Genomic DNA, 13902 nt, shown 5'->3' on the forward strand with positions numbered 1-13902 from the left:
CGCGGGTAAGGAAAATTATATCCAGACAATGACACTCGAGCTACCCAGGGACGCAAATCTCCACTTTGCTCTTGACTTTTCTCATCATGGATGTCCCTAAATTAATGGAGGGTATTTCAATCGAATCGCCTGGAAATTCGGGCCTTTTGCGCGCGTTCGCTCGCGAATTTGAATCCCGCTCGGCCGGGGTCATTTGTAGAGCGCCGGGGCGAGTCAATCTGCTCGGGGAACATGTTGACTACAATGGGCTCCCCGTGTTGCCGATGACCATAGACCGCGCCATCGCTGTTGTTGCGGGAGTGCGTCAAGACAGTCGTGTGCGGATACGAAATACTGACGCATCGTTTGCCCCGGACGAATTCGTGAACGGACCCGATTTGACGCCGTCGCCGCAGGGTTCGTGGATCAACTACTGCAAGGCCGCCATTGATGGCGTCAATCGCCATTACAGGCCGGATACGTTTCCGGGGCTGGACCTTCTCTATTCGGGGACGATTCCCGCGGCCTCCGGGTTGTCGTCGTCGTCGGCGCTCGTCGTTGCAACTGCCCTGGCGTATCTGCACGCCCTCGGTATTCCGATCGATACCGAGGCGAAGCGCATCGAACTGGCCGCAATGCTCGCGCACGCGGAACGGTATGTGGGCGTGCATGGAGGCGGCATGGATCAGGCGATTATTCTGCTCGGCGCCGCGGAGTGTGCGTGCAAGATTGACTTCTTTCCCTTGCGCGTCGAGCGCGTGCCCGTGTTCGACGATCACACGTTCGTCATCTGCAATTCGCTGGTGACGGCTGACAAGTCCGGCTCGGCAATTCACCGGTACAACGAAGGCCCGCTTTCGTGCCGTCTCATTCGCGCGCTTGTCGAGAAGCACGCGAAGCTAACGTACGATGACGAGATCGAGATTGAACACCTCGGCGACCTGTGGTTCGGCCCGCTGTGCCTGACGAACGTGGAAGTCGAGGCCTTGTTTCGCGACGCATTCCCACGGCCCCGAACGACGCTGGCGCAGGCCGCAACCGTACTCGACCTTGGGGAGCCGGAAATCAGGCGGCGCTGGCTCGGCGACCTGCCTGAACCCGATGGCGGTTTCCCGTTACAGGCTCGCGCGCGGCACCAATTGACGGAGATGGCCCGAGTGGAACAGGGCCGCGACTGCCTCCTCGCGTCGGATGCGGTGTTGTTCGGTTCGCTTATGGACGACTCGCACCAAAGCTGCGCGGACGACTTTGGAGTCAGTTCGCCCCAGTTGGACAAACTGGTGGAGATCGCGCGCGCGGCGGGAAGCATTGGATCGCGCCTGACGGGCGCCGGTTTCGGCGGTTGTACGGTGAACCTGGTCGAGACCGGCCAACTCGATCATTTTGTCCAATATGTTTCGCGCGCCTATTACGAGGACTACCTCGGCCGCGGACGGCGTGACGCGTTCGCGAACGACGCAATCATCGTTGCGCATCCGGTGCCGGCCGCGGGTTACGAGGACTTGTAAAGGAATGGATTATGACCTAGAATGCAAGTGGTTACGGCGCATACATTTCCCGTGAGAAATGTCGGATGGGGTTTGCCGTGAGCGCCGTAAAAGTAGTGATTTTTCAACGGGTTAAGCAGATTTCACGTTTTGACAGGATTCGCTATGCGTGGTACCGTTGATTTGCGGACAGCTCGGACGGGTACGTCTCATCGCTGTCCTTTTTCGTTGACGGGTACTGCAGCGCCTGAGCGGTCTTGTCCACGGGAAGGAGCGGGCCGTGCCTAAGTTCGCGTACAAAGCGATTGACAGTGCGGGCGTAGAACAATCCGGAATTCTCGAAGCGGCGACTGAGGCGGACGCCGTCAACGAGGTGGGACGCAGGGGACTTTTCCCTACCGATGTGCGCCCGGCAAATGTAACCGACGATCTCCGCGTTCGATGGCAGGAGCAACAACAACGACACAAAGAGTTGGAAACGAGGCGCGCGGAACAGCAGCGCAAACGGCAAACGCGCCAGCGGCTTGTTGTGCGATATAAGGACGGCCGGACGGAGTACGGCGTCTGTTTCGCGCTGAATCCGAAGGATTCCGGCTTTCACCTGGACAAGGTCGACAAGAACGGAATCACAAGCGGCAACACAATCCAAATCCGGTATTCGGAATTGAAGGCGGTCTTTTACGTTAAGAGTTTCGACGGGAAATACGACAAGAACCAGCGATATCGCGAGTGGGCCCCGGAAGGCAGCGAACTGGTAATCGAGTTTGCCGACGGCGAGATACTGCGCGGCCATTGCATGCAGCATTACGACCCCGACGACACGCGGTTCTACATTGTCCCGAAGGACCCGGCGACGAACAATATCTGCGCGCTCATAGAACGTTCGGCGACCACGCGCATTATGACGCCGGAAGAATACGAGGCGTCGCGGACGGAACGGCACGAAGCGCGAAAGGCGGCGGAGAAGACCGAGCTAACGCAGGAAGAGACGATGGGCGATTTCTACTTCGAGACGCGGAACTATGCCGCCGCACTCGAACAGTACGGGGTAGCCCAGAAGAAACATCCGGATTCGCGCCGGTTGCGCCGCAAGATCATGGCGTCGCAATTCAATATCGGCGTCAGTTTTATCAAGAGGCGCGATTACGCGCACGCGTTGGAATGCATGCAGAAAGTGCTGCAGATGGACCCGACGAACGAACACGCGAAAAAGAAAGTGCAACAGCTCCGTAAGATCGTCGAGCGCCCCGACAAAGCGCCCGTGCCGAAGACGGTCGAGCAGGATTTCTAGCTGCAAAAGGAATTGGCCCGGCACGGCCGCGCCATGGGTTATGTGACGAATGCAGATTGCCATCATTGCCGATCTTCACGCGAACCTCGAGGCGACCCTCGCGGTGTTCAAGGAGATCGACAAGCGTAAACCGGACAAGATTGTCTGTCTCGGGGACCTGACGGGGTACAACGCGAACCCGAACGAAGTCGTCGACATCATTCGCGAGCGCGAGATTCCGTGCATCATGGGCAACCACGACGCGGCCGTCTGCGGCATCGAGGATCCGTGGTTCTTCCGCGCGGCCGCCAAGCAGGTCATCGAGTGGCAGGTCGACGAGATTCGCGACGACAACCGCCGGTGGCTTGCGATGTGCCCCGAACAGGTCGTGTTTCGATCGACGTGCCTGGGCGTGCACGGCTCGCCGAGCAGCCGGGACGATTACATCATCGACTGGCTCGATGCGATGCGCCAACTCGAATATCTCAATGGCCGTGACGTCACCATTTGCTTCTTCGGTCACAGCCATCGTCCCTCGTTCTTCAGCGAGAAGGGCAATACGACGGTGTCGAATTCCAACATTCGGCAGTTCCAGCCCGCAAACCGATACTTCGTGAATCCCGGGGCCGTGGGCCAGCCGCGCGACCGCGATCCGCGCGCGGCATTTGGCATATTCGACACCGAAAAGATGACATTCGAGTTTTGTCGCACCGAGTACGATATCGACACATGCCAGCGCAAGATCATGGCGGCGGGGCTGCCGCTGGAGCTTGCACGCCGGCTCGCCGTAGGGAAGTAATGGCCCACCTCCCCCAGCCCATCGCGCCGCCCGGCGCGAAAACCGTGCGCGAACTGCTCGAGGACCGCGAACGCGCCGTGCTGAGTCCGCACGCGACGCTCGCGTGCGCTTCGCGTGGCCGGGTCCACGAGGAAACCGAGCACGATTATCGGACCGCATTCCAACGCGATCGCGACCGTATCCTGCATACAAAGGCGTTTCGCCGGCTGAAACAGAAAACCCAAGTGTTCATTGCGCCCAAGGGCGACCACTATCGCACGCGGCTTACGCACACGCTCGAGGTGGCGCAGATCGCGCGTACGGTGGCGCGGGCGCTGTTCCTCAACGAAGACCTTACTGAGGCGATTGCGCTTGGCCATGACTTGGGCCACACGCCATTTGGTCACGCGGGCGAGGCGGTGTTGGGCGAGGTGTACGCGGACGGGTTCCGCCACTACGAACAGAGCCTGCGGGTTGTTGACAAACTCGAGACGCGACGCTCCGGGCACGGCTTGAACCTCACGCACGAAGTGCGTGAGGGGATTCTGAACCATTCCATCGGTAAGAGCATCCTGCTCGGCAGGCCCAGCGCGGCAGCCACTACGCCGGAGGCGACGGTCGTCAGCGTGTCGGACGCGATTGCGTATATAAACCACGACATCGACGACGCGCTGCGCTGCGGGCTGATTGCTTTGGGCGATCTTCCAAAGGACGCCATCGGCCTGCTCGGATCCTCATCGTCGCAACGGATCGACCGAATGGTCGTGGCGCTCATCGAGGGCAGCGGCGAGGGGCGCGTTCGCATGCGGGAGGACGTGCGTCAGGCAACCGTCGAGTTGCGATCGTATCTGTATTCGAACCTGTATCCATGCGAGGCCATCAATCGCGAAATCCGCAAGGCGAAGAAGCTCCTGAAGGAACTGTATTTCCGATTGTTGGAGCAGCCGACAAAGGAAAGCGCCGCGGGCGATCCGAACGACAGCGTCGAGCGGCGCACGGTGGATTTTATCGCCGGGATGACCGATCCGTACGCGCTCGAACTATACAGCAAACTTTTCTTTCCAGAGTCATGGCCGGCGTAATCGGTATCGTTTCGGGTTCGGGACTTGATCTTCGGGGACTCCTCAGCCGCACGACTGGGGAGTTCTCGTTTCAGGAGGAACTTGGATTCGATATCGACGCGCTGGAAGGACACGACCGCAAGTTCATACGGGGAACAAGCGGCGCGCACGAAATAATCCTGCAGTGCGGACGGCTGCACTTCTACGAGGGATATACGTTCGAAGAAGTCGTGAGCACAGTCGACATCTTAAACGCGTTCGGCGCGCAAACGATTCTCTTTACGAATGTCGGCGGCGGATTGCGGCCCACCACGAAGCCGGGGGACATCGTTGCCATCAACGAGGTGCGAACCTGGCCGTTCACGCGGTGGGAAAACCAGCCGGAGGTGCTGACGCCGGACTTCGTCGTGCCCGGGTGCGACCGCACGGGGGTTTATTACTGGATGCACGGCCCCTCGTACGAAACGCCGGCGGAAATCCGCGCGCTGCAAATCATGGGAGGCGACGTGGTCGGAATGAGCACGGCGCCGGAGATCGCGCGGTGCAAGCAACTCAGCGTGCGGTGCGCGGCGGTTTCGGTGATCACCAACAATTGCTGCACGCCGCAGGTGCTTACGCACGACGACGTGGTCCGCGTGGCGGAATCGGCGTCGGGACGTTTGGTCGACATGCTGCTAAATGCCATTCACGCGATTTAGCGCAATGCGAGGAATTGTGTATCCGCGGGCGCGGACATTAGTCGGTCTGGTGACCAAATGCTCGATTGCGATTGCGAGTCATCCTGAAGCTTGGCGTTCGCCAAGCGAACAGAAATTCATGGGCGGAATGGACTGGATAGACGAGATGGACGGCAGTTAGGACGAACGCCGACAATCAATTACGATTACGAGCACGAAGATCCAGCAAGCTAATATCGCGAGTTGCTTCAGTCCGTCGCACCGTCCGCGTCGTTTTCCGAAAAGACCTGCGCCGAAAATCGGTAGAGTGTTGCTTCCGGGTTTTCCCAGGAGCGGTCGGGATACCCCGCTTTCATGCAGACCGCTTTCAAGAACTGCTCCACGTTCCATCCGCGTTCCGTGGCAACCTGCGGCAAGAGCAGTCCGCCGCGGAAAGGCGGCATCGCGATATAGAGTCCATCACGGCCGATCACAATCTCGCGCAGATCGTGCACCCGTCTGAACGGCGTGTCCGGCGAATCGCCCGGGGTAAGCGCGGATACCTCGACGGTAATCGAGCTCAATTCGCCGGGTTGGACGGGTTCGAAGCGCGGGTCATTGGAGGATGCGTTGACGGCGTTTTCGGATACGGCGCGCGCGAGCGGCTCTTTGTTCTGCGTATAGCCGATGCACCCGCGCAGGTCGCCGTGCGCGTGCAGGGTAACGAAAGCGCCGTGTTTTTCGCGGAGGGCGGGGGTCAGGCCGTACTCTTCGATATCGATGCGCCGGCGGTGGCGGACCCACGCGTCAAGCGAATCGCGCGCGACGCGCAACAGCGTTAGCTCTTCGCCACGCGTGAGAAAATGCTCACTCCGATCCAGGTTGTGCGTCATTGGGAGGTGTAGCCTCCGCGGGTGTCGGTCCAGATGCTTGATCCTGCGGCGCGGGCCCAACGGGCGCTGCTTCCGCCGCGCGCGCGGCGTCGCGGACGCCGTCGGTGATGCGAATCGGCTCGGGCCGCGTCGAGCGTTCGCGCATACCGTCGATAAAAACGATGGATGCGTAGCTGACGGAGGCGCGCGGATTGCCGGTCATGCGCGCGGTCAGATCGTAATCGACCATAACGCCGGCAGACGTCGACGGCATAAGGCGCATCAGTACGCAGAGGGCTTCCGGTCCGGAAATCGTATTTTGCGTGTCCTTTAGATATGCCTGAAATCCGCGCACACGACGCTCTTCGATCAGGCGGATGGCGGCTTGATCGAGCGCGGAGATGCCCTCGACGATGCCGGTCGTGAACTGTGGAGTGAAATTATTGGAGGCGCCGTATCGCGTGAAATCGGAACATGCGACGACCAGCGTGTGCTCGTCGACAATTTCGCGCAACGTATTCACGATGGAGTTCAACGCGGGTTCATCGAACTCGCCAGTAACTTTCTTCAATGTGCCCACGACGATTGGCACGAGTTGGAACTCGCCAAGTTGCACCTGGAGGAATGGCAAGATAACTTCGATTGCGGGTTCCTTTTCGTGGAGCGCCGTCCTGCCCACCCGCGGGTCCGAATAGGCTTGCTCGCGGTAGACCAAGCCGCGAATTGCGATCAGTCCGTTCACGCAAATGCGGCGCACTGCGGGTCCGTCGAGTTCGACGTCGCCCAGCGGCGTGCGGTAATAGCGCAGCGAAGGAACGGAGCAGCCGCGAAATTCCGAATGCAGGGCCGGGGCCAGCACGATCACGCGCTTGTACTGTCCGGGCTGGATGTACTTGAACGCGCTCGCCATGATGCTGCCCGCGGCGCGGTAGGAAGAGTGCGGGACGACGCATCCCACCACGGGGCCGGGCACGGGGATGGTTTCGGCCTCGGTAATGTACTGCGAAACCGCGGCCCGCAATTGATCCGCGCCCGCGGGATAATACAGACCCGCCGCAATAGGTTGCCGGACGCGCGCCATCTCCCCCGCTCCCGCGATCAGAATCGGGAAGGAAGCACAAAGCATTGCGATAAACCCCATGCGGTTCATGGCGTCATGATAAACGCGGCACAGGCACAACGCGACATTTGTTTTCGTTCCGACGGAGCCGCTCGCCCGACACGGGCAGGCGGACGTGCCGCGCAAGCGTCCGCCCCTACACTACTGCCCAACGTGTTGCACTCCGGAGAGCAGGCGTGACGGCGCCGCATAGCCGCAGTCAAAGGGATTCAGAAGGGATTAGGGGATAGGGTTCAGGGTTCAGTTGAGCCGGGAATCGGGAATCAGTTTTCGGGTCTGGCGTACAGGCTCCTCGTCCTTGCGCGCTGCATCGGCGTTTGTCGGTTGCGGGTAATTCTGTTGACGATCGGGGTCTGCACGACCCATTTCTCTTTCCTCTTCGCGAATCACGAGGGGGTGCACACCTTCTCTTGACGATTCAAGGGGTGGGTGGAGCCGGGCCGCGTTCGATGCGGATGCCGGTTCCATGAGTGCCTCCGATTCCATAGCGCCATCGGGGAGTTGCGGCGCGGTGGCTCGTGGGTTTAGGCCGGGCTGGGTGAGCAATACCCCCCGGCTCGATGATCTCCGTGCTCGCCGCTTCGCCGGGCCACGGAGCTGTGGTCAACACGGTCCCTCCATCTTTCGGCCTACGCTGTTGCACCTGTCGTATGAACGCGCTTGCGAAACGACCTCTGTTTAGTTGACAAACTGAAACGCGCAGTGCGAAAAGCCGGGAGGTCGCGTTTGGAATCTGCTTTGGGAAACGAGGGGTTTTGATGGAAAGTCGCAGATTCGTTGTCGATCAAGCTTATAGAGAATGTTCAGCCACAGACTCCTCGTATTGGGTAGATGAGGACGATGCGACGATCAAGGACGCGGAGTGGAGCGCGACAGGAGAGCTTTCTGTTTTTCGTGGTCATCGTCCGGCCGGGCGTCGCCTGGAATGCCGCGCTCGCGGGACGCCGGGAGCCCAGTCCATTGTGGTGGAACTCCCAATTTTGTCGCTGGGGACGGTGAGTGGCCAAGCTGACCGTGTTCGGTGTACGCGTGCTTGAGTGGTCTAATTCGTGGTCCCTAAAATTAGGGCGTTGACAATATACCTATCAGTAGGTATATTCGATATGCAAGGTTGACTCGAGCGGAACTATACGGGTATCCGGCAACGGGAGGACTGCGATGCGCATCGAATTCTCGGAGACGTTTAGTGTGCCGGTGGAGGAGGCGTTTTCGTATTTCCCGACGCCGCCGGACTGGGTGCGTTTGTTTGGGTTTGCGGCCGAGGTGGAGCACCGCGGGGATGGATGGTACTCGGTGCCGCTGAAGCGGTTTCCCATTCCGTTGACGGCGCGTGTTGACGAGACTATTCCGAATCGGAGGGTGCATTGGGTGTTTCGCGGGTTCTGGCGGGGGGAAGGGGAAGTGAACTTTTCTCCGACCGCGGATGGAGTGACGATTTCCGGATTTGAGGAAATTCGCGTGCCGTGGATGCTCGGGATTGGGCCGTGGGTGGAGCGCAACTATTTGCAGCGACCGTTCGAACGGTTGTGGGAATCGGGGTGGAGGCGGTTGCGGAGGCGCGGAGATGCGAACGCGGAGCACGCTTCGACCGATGCATCATTGAAACTGGCGGGCGACCAAAGGACCTAAACGACCAAAAGGACACAGGGCGGCATAGCCGCAAGCAAAGGGCTTCCTCCATCAATCTCAAATTTGAAATCTCAGACAACAACACGCTGAAGCCAAGGAGCTTGCACGATAGGTGCAGAACCTTTTAGAGCCTCGAACATTAATGCCGAAACCCCTTCGGGGTACATTCTCTAACGGGGGTGGTTGGTACCCAGGGTACCGAAGCGGTGATAGTCCCCCGTGCAGTCCCCGTGCAGTCTCCCGTGGGACGATTGCGAATACACATCCACAGTCACACAATCGCGGTGATTGCCTTAGCGCGCGGCGAGTATTTCGGCTGCGCAGGCGGCAACACGGTCCACCGCTTCGTTTGTTACGGGTGACTTTCCCTTTTCGAATCCGAGATCGGAGAGGCGCACGTGATCGGCATCTGGGAACCCCGCGAGTTCGAGGCATTTTTTGACGCAGTCCAGTTCGCACCCGTCGATTGCGAGAACCCTTTCAGCGGACTGTGTGCGCTCGATGATGGGCGGGACCCTTCCCCCCACTCCGGCAAGGCAGAACATTTTTCCGTGGCCGTCGCGGGTGAGTTTTCGCGCGGCCTGATCGGCGATGGCGCCTACGTCGGCGGCGCCGGAACAGGCGAAGATGAGTTTCGCCGCGGCGTTGTTTGCGCATGCGTTTGTGTTGTTCATGACATTGCTCCTTCTTGTTCGATTTGGGGAGAGCCACCTGGCCGGTGACATCCCCTCGGTCCTCTTATGCTGCTTCGGAGACCGGTGCATCCCCCTTTCCTTGGGCAAAGTAGCGGCGTTGAAACCAGAACGCCACGTTGACGAGCGCGATTAGGGCCGGAACTTCGACGAGCGGTCCGATGACGGCTGCGAATGCGGCCCCGGAGTCAATGCCGAATACGGCAACGGCCACGGCGATGGCCAGTTCAAAGTTGTTCGATGCGGCGGTGAAGGACAGTGTGGCGGACTTCTCGTAGTCCGCGCCGATCTTGCGCCCCATCGAGAAGCTCACGAGGAACATGAGCACGAAGTAGATGAGGAGTGGGACGGCAATGCGGAGCACATCGAGCGGGATACGGACAATCAGATTTCCTTTGAGGCTAAACATAACGACGATGGTGAACAGCAACGCGATGAGCGTCATCGGACTGATTGCGGGAATGAATACACGGTGGTACCACTCCTTTCCGCGCACGGCGACGAGCACGGCACGCGTCGCGATACCCGCTAGAAACGGTATGCCGAGGTAGATGAAAACGCTCTTTGCGATTTGGGCCATCGTAACTTCGACGGTCATGCCTTGGAGGCCGATCAGGGGCGGAAGCACGGTGATGAAGAACCACGCGTACACGCTGTAAAAGAGCACCTGAAACACGCTGTTGAATGCGACGAGTCCTGCACAGTATTCGGTATCGCCCTTGGCGAGCTCGTTCCAGACGATGACCATCGCGATGCAACGGGCGAGTCCGATCATGATCAAGCCGACCATGTACTCCGGGTAGCCGCGCAGGAAGACGACGGCCAATACGAACATGAGGATGGGGCCAATCACCCAATTTTGGATCAGCGAAAGGCCGAGGACGCGGACGTTTCGGAACACGTCGCCGAGTTCTTCGTAGCGGACCTTGGCGAGTGGCGGGTACATCATGAGAATGAGGCCGATTGCGATCGGCACGTTGGTTGTGCCCGCCTGGAACCGGTTGATCACACCTTCCACGCCTGGGACAAGGTATCCCAGCGCGACACCGGCCGCCATCGCCGCGAATATCCACACGGTGAGATAGCGATCGAGAAACGAGAGTTGTCTTGAGGTGTGCGCGGACATTTTACTCCCCCGAGTTTGACGCAGCGGCGAACGACTCCGGCAAGGATTCGACGAACCGGCGGATTTCGTCGCGCACACGGCGGTAATGCCCGAGCGCCTCTAGTTCGGACTGCGCTGTGGCGGCGAGCCGCGGTGGATCATCGAATGGAACGTGGTAGCGGCGGGTCTGGCCGGGAAAGACCGGACACGCTTCGTTCGCGTTATCGCAGACGGTCACGACCCAGTCGAAAGCTATTCCGTTCAGATCGTCGAGTGTCTTCGAATACTGGCGCGAGATGTCAACGCCCGCCTCTTTCATCACGGCGACCGCCAGCGGATTCAGGCCGTGCTTTTTCGTTCCGGCCGAATATGCGTCGATTTCGTCTGGCCTGAGATGGCGCGCCCAGCCTTCGGCCATTTGGCTGCGGCACGAGTTGCCCGTGCAGAGAAAAAGGACCTTGAGTTTGTGGCGGGTGCTACTCATTGGCGGCCTTCTTGCGCCGAGGCCGTTTCGGCGGGGTGGCGCCGCACGCCGCGTTGGCGACAAGGCGGCCGCACAACTCGGGTTTGCCGCGGCAGCAGTCTTCGGTCAGGAATTGCAGGAGTGCGCGCATGCCCTCGACGTGGACAGAATAGATGAGCGACCGTCCGTCGCGCCGGCAACGGACCATTCCGGCGCGTGCGAGGTGTGCGAGGTGGAACGAGAGGGTTGGCGCGGGAACGCCGAGGGCGTCGGCGATTTCCCCCGCTGTCAGGCCGTCGGGCCCGGTGCGGACGAGGGTCCGGTAGATGCGCAGGCGGGTTTCCTGCGCGAGGCTCGAGAGGGCATCCAGTGCATTTTTTATTTTCATGTTTCTAAAAATATCAAATTATTTGTATTGTGTCAAGATCGACGGGGGGGCGTTGGGGATGGAGCAGTCGTCATGCGCCTGGTGGAGCGCCGGGGGACCATGAAGAGTCAAAGCGGAGCTTTTCAAACGGCGTTCGAAGACGAGCCGCCGTTGGAGCGCGTTACGAAGTGGAAACTTCGTAACGAGTAAGATTATTGGCATAGTGTCAAGATCGACGGGGGCGTTGGGGGTGGAGCAGTCGTCATGCCCCGTGGTGGCGCGTCGGGGAACCATGAAGAGTCAAAGCGGAGCTTTTCAAGAGCGCGTTACGAAGTGGAAACTTCGTAACGAGTAAATTGGCCTGGTGTCAACATAGTGGGGCGTTGGGGATGGAGTAGTCGTTATGCGCCTGGTGGAGCGCCGGGGGACCATGGCGAGTCAAAGCGGAGCTTTTCAAGAGCGCGTTACGAAGTGGAAACTTCGTAACGAGTAACGCTTCGTAACGAGAAGAAACGGGTGTGGTTGCGCTATCGCGCGGGTGGACCGTAGCCGCCGGCGGGCTTGCCGGCGTTGTCGAGTTTGCCGCAGGCCCAGAGCACGCCACGGGTGACGAGGTCGAGGTAGCGTTCGTCGGCGACGGTCTCATTGTTGTGGGCGAGCGTGGTGGAGAACACGCGGGCTTTTTTGTCGCCGTATTCGCTGGTCCAGACGATTGCGGCTTCGGTGTAGTTAGGTTTGTCGTTGGGCTCTTGCGAACCGCGGGCCAAAACGTGTGTGCCGTCGCGGACGACGACGTTGTTGTAGAGTTCTTCCTTGATGGTGGTCCAATCCGTGAGGCCCATTGTGACGGGGTGCGACTTGTCGGAGTAGACGACGGCAATGGGTTTCTGCGGGCCGTGGCCGGAGGATTGGACGCCGAGGTAGTCGAACCAGAGCGATTCGCCGGTGCCGGGATCGACGGGGACTTTCACGTCGGGCGCGGTGCGGTAGCTGTGCATGGCGCAGTGGAGGTTTACTGCGGGAATTCCCGCGCGGTGCGGTGCAAGCACGCATTCGACGACGGCCGTGTCTTTAATGTCGGCGGCGCATTCGTCGTGAATGACGACGTCGAACCCGTCGGCGTATTTCGCGTTGCCGTAGATTTCGAGGGGCGGCGCGGTTGATTTGTCCGGCGAGTACACGACTTCGACCTGAATGTTGGCGCGGTCTTCGATTCCGGTCTTGAGCAAGTCCTTCTGCGTCGCGTAGTCGTGACAACATCCGCCGAGGATTAGGAGCGCGCGAATCGGGGCCTTTTCTTCGGCGCGCGCGGGATGCAGCGTCCCGATAATGAAAATCGCGGCGAACACGGCCACGGCGATGTGAATGCGGGTGCGATACGGCATGAGGCACGCTCCTTCCGATAACTTGGCGCGGAAATCGTTGGCGGGATTATGCAGCATCGGGCGCGCGGAGCGCGAACCGAATGCCCGTGCAAGAACTCCGGGTGAAGGAGTTGAGGCGAAGAAATGCGGCGATACCTCGCCTTACTCCAAGTTGCTTCGCGCGAATACGCTAAAGTAAGGCCGGTCCACCGTATGGCGGACCGGCCCATTGTTTCTAGAGCGAAACGAACTTAGGCGAGCGCGGCGGCGCGGCGCTGAAGCGTGGACTTCTTGCGCGCGGCGGCGTTCTTGTGGAGGACGCCCTTGGCGGCGGCGCGGTCGATCTCGGACAACGCCTTCACCAGCGTCTTCTTGACGCCTTCCTTGTCCTTCGCGTCAAGCGCGGTGGCGGCGTCCTTGACGTGGGTTTTCATTTTCGACCGGATCGCGACGTTGCGCTTGCGGTTGCGCTCGTTGGTAATGTCGCGCGCTTTGGCCGTCTTGGTATTCGGCATGACAGAAAAACTCCCTGAAAGCTATCTAGGAAAGACAGTACTGTAACAAAGGGACCAGCGAGAATGCAATTTGCGCGGGTACCCCGGCTAGGTCAGCAGGGTCTTGAGTTCGTTCATGAACTCGTTGAGGTCTTTGAACTGGCGGTAGACGCTGGCGAAGCGGACGTAGGCGACTTCGTCGAGCGATTTGAGGCGTTCCATGACGGCGAGGCCGATGTTGTCGGTGGAGACTTCGTGTTCGCTGGAATTGAACAAAGCGCGTTCCACGTCATCAATTAACGACTCGACCTGTTCGAGGCTGACGGGGCGCTTTTCGACGGCCTTGAGGATACCACTCTTGATCTTCCAGCGGTCGAAGGGTTCGCGGCGGCCGTCCTTCTTGATCACCATCTGTGCCACTTCTTCGATGCGCTCATACGTGGTGTAGCGTCGTGTGCACTTCAGGCACTCGCGGCGGCGCCGGATCGAGTCGCCCTCTTTCGAGGAGCGCGAATCGACTACTTTACTTTCGAGGAACGCACAAAAAGGGCAACGCATGTGACCT

The 13902-nt window shown here is 59.8% G+C and carries 15 protein-coding genes; 6 read left to right on the forward strand and 9 right to left on the reverse strand.

Annotation, left to right across the window (positions count from 1 at the left end; translation table 11 throughout):
* Positions 1-146 precede the first annotated feature (146 nt).
* The 5 genes from galK (at position 147) to HUU46_00025 (ending at position 5273) form a co-directional block, all read left to right on the forward strand.
* Positions 147-1487 carry a galactokinase gene (gene galK / locus HUU46_00005; protein NUM52001.1) on the forward strand — a complete coding sequence of 447 codons (1341 nt, stop codon included), beginning with the start codon at positions 147-149 and terminating at the stop codon, positions 1485-1487.
* 259 nt (positions 1488-1746) lie between these two features.
* Positions 1747-2757, forward strand: a complete 1011-nt coding sequence (locus HUU46_00010; protein NUM52002.1) for a tetratricopeptide repeat protein — start codon at positions 1747-1749, stop codon at positions 2755-2757.
* Positions 2758-2806: 49 nt separating this feature from the next.
* The gene (locus HUU46_00015; GenBank protein NUM52003.1) at positions 2807-3535 is read left to right on the forward strand and encodes a metallophosphoesterase family protein; all 729 of its coding nucleotides are present in this window, start codon (positions 2807-2809) and stop codon (positions 3533-3535) included.
* Positions 3535-4596 (forward strand): deoxyguanosinetriphosphate triphosphohydrolase, encoded by a 1062-nt coding sequence (locus tag HUU46_00020; protein ID NUM52004.1) that lies wholly within the window; start codon positions 3535-3537, stop codon positions 4594-4596. Before HUU46_00015 ends, HUU46_00020 begins: the two co-directional genes overlap by 1 nt.
* Entirely contained in the window at positions 4584-5273 is a 690-nt protein-coding gene (locus HUU46_00025; protein NUM52005.1) for a purine-nucleoside phosphorylase, read from the forward strand. The genes HUU46_00020 and HUU46_00025 overlap by 13 nt, the downstream gene beginning before the upstream one ends.
* A 227-nt stretch (positions 5274-5500) precedes the next feature.
* Here the strand turns inward: HUU46_00025 and amrA are convergent, their stop codons facing one another.
* The gene (gene amrA, locus HUU46_00030; GenBank protein ID NUM52006.1) at positions 5501-6124 is read right to left on the reverse strand and encodes an AmmeMemoRadiSam system protein A; all 624 of its coding nucleotides are present in this window, start codon (positions 6122-6124) and stop codon (positions 5501-5503) included.
* On the reverse strand, positions 6099-7229 hold the full coding sequence (amrB, locus tag HUU46_00035; GenBank protein NUM52007.1) for an AmmeMemoRadiSam system protein B: 1131 nt from the start codon (positions 7227-7229) through the stop codon (positions 6099-6101). Before amrB ends, amrA begins: the two co-directional genes overlap by 26 nt.
* A 1152-nt stretch (positions 7230-8381) precedes the next feature.
* On the opposite strand from amrB, the gene HUU46_00040 reads away from it, so the two are divergent.
* Complete coding sequence (locus tag HUU46_00040; protein ID NUM52008.1) at positions 8382-8852, forward strand: hypothetical protein; 471 nt, start codon at positions 8382-8384, stop codon at positions 8850-8852.
* A 293-nt stretch (positions 8853-9145) separates the two neighbouring features.
* Here HUU46_00040 and HUU46_00045 read toward each other — a convergent pair whose 3' ends face one another.
* The 7 genes from HUU46_00045 to nrdR all read right to left on the reverse strand — a co-directional run bounded on the left by HUU46_00045 (position 9146) and on the right by nrdR (position 13895).
* Positions 9146-9526 carry a putative zinc-binding protein gene (locus HUU46_00045; GenBank protein ID NUM52009.1) on the reverse strand — a complete coding sequence of 127 codons (381 nt, stop codon included), beginning with the start codon at positions 9524-9526 and terminating at the stop codon, positions 9146-9148.
* Between the two features lie 64 nt (positions 9527-9590).
* Positions 9591-10670, reverse strand: coding sequence for an ACR3 family arsenite efflux transporter (gene arsB / locus HUU46_00050; protein ID NUM52010.1), 1080 nt, complete (start codon positions 10668-10670; stop codon positions 9591-9593).
* Between the two features lies 1 nt (position 10671).
* A complete protein-coding gene (locus tag HUU46_00055) occupies positions 10672-11133 on the reverse strand; it encodes an arsenate reductase ArsC (protein ID NUM52011.1) in 462 nt (153 codons plus the stop codon).
* Positions 11126-11500, reverse strand: coding sequence for a helix-turn-helix transcriptional regulator (locus HUU46_00060; GenBank protein ID NUM52012.1), 375 nt, complete (start codon positions 11498-11500; stop codon positions 11126-11128). The genes HUU46_00055 and HUU46_00060 overlap by 8 nt, the downstream gene beginning before the upstream one ends.
* 506 nt (positions 11501-12006) lie before the next feature.
* Complete coding sequence (locus HUU46_00065) at positions 12007-12864, reverse strand: ThuA domain-containing protein (protein NUM52013.1); 858 nt, start codon at positions 12862-12864, stop codon at positions 12007-12009.
* A 230-nt stretch (positions 12865-13094) separates the two neighbouring features.
* Positions 13095-13358, reverse strand: coding sequence for a 30S ribosomal protein S20 (rpsT, locus tag HUU46_00070; protein NUM52014.1), 264 nt, complete (start codon positions 13356-13358; stop codon positions 13095-13097).
* An 87-nt stretch (positions 13359-13445) separates the two neighbouring features.
* On the reverse strand, positions 13446-13895 hold the full coding sequence (nrdR, locus tag HUU46_00075; GenBank protein ID NUM52015.1) for a transcriptional repressor NrdR: 450 nt from the start codon (positions 13893-13895) through the stop codon (positions 13446-13448).
* Between the last annotated feature and the right edge of the window lie 7 nt (positions 13896-13902).

It is taken from the genome of Candidatus Hydrogenedentota bacterium, assembly GCA_013359265.1.
GTDB lineage: Bacteria > Hydrogenedentota > Hydrogenedentia > Hydrogenedentales > SLHB01 > JABWCD01.

What these genes read in the sequence shown, in the direction of transcription:
- HUU46_00015 (NUM52003.1), top strand. Translation starts at nt 2,807, where the DNA reads ATGCAGATTGCCATCATTGCCGATCTTCACGCGAACCTCGAGGCGACC.
- HUU46_00020 (NUM52004.1), top strand. Translation starts at nt 3,535, where the DNA reads ATGGCCCACCTCCCCCAGCCCATCGCGCCGCCCGGCGCGAAAACCGTG.
- HUU46_00025 (NUM52005.1), top strand. Translation starts at nt 4,584, where the DNA reads ATGGCCGGCGTAATCGGTATCGTTTCGGGTTCGGGACTTGATCTTCGG.
- amrA (NUM52006.1), bottom strand. Translation starts at nt 6,124, where the DNA reads ATGACGCACAACCTGGATCGGAGTGAGCATTTTCTCACGCGTGGCGAA.
- amrB (NUM52007.1), bottom strand. Translation starts at nt 7,229, where the DNA reads ATGCTTTGTGCTTCCTTCCCGATTCTGATCGCGGGAGCGGGGGAGATG.
- HUU46_00040 (NUM52008.1), top strand. Translation starts at nt 8,382, where the DNA reads ATGCGCATCGAATTCTCGGAGACGTTTAGTGTGCCGGTGGAGGAGGCG.
- HUU46_00045 (NUM52009.1), bottom strand. Translation starts at nt 9,526, where the DNA reads ATGAACAACACAAACGCATGCGCAAACAACGCCGCGGCGAAACTCATC.
- arsB (NUM52010.1), bottom strand. Translation starts at nt 10,670, where the DNA reads ATGTCCGCGCACACCTCAAGACAACTCTCGTTTCTCGATCGCTATCTC.
- HUU46_00055 (NUM52011.1), bottom strand. Translation starts at nt 11,133, where the DNA reads ATGAGTAGCACCCGCCACAAACTCAAGGTCCTTTTTCTCTGCACGGGC.
- HUU46_00060 (NUM52012.1), bottom strand. Translation starts at nt 11,500, where the DNA reads ATGAAAATAAAAAATGCACTGGATGCCCTCTCGAGCCTCGCGCAGGAA.
- HUU46_00065 (NUM52013.1), bottom strand. Translation starts at nt 12,864, where the DNA reads ATGCCGTATCGCACCCGCATTCACATCGCCGTGGCCGTGTTCGCCGCG.
- rpsT (NUM52014.1), bottom strand. Translation starts at nt 13,358, where the DNA reads ATGCCGAATACCAAGACGGCCAAAGCGCGCGACATTACCAACGAGCGC.
- nrdR (NUM52015.1), bottom strand. Translation starts at nt 13,895, where the DNA reads ATGCGTTGCCCTTTTTGTGCGTTCCTCGAAAGTAAAGTAGTCGATTCG.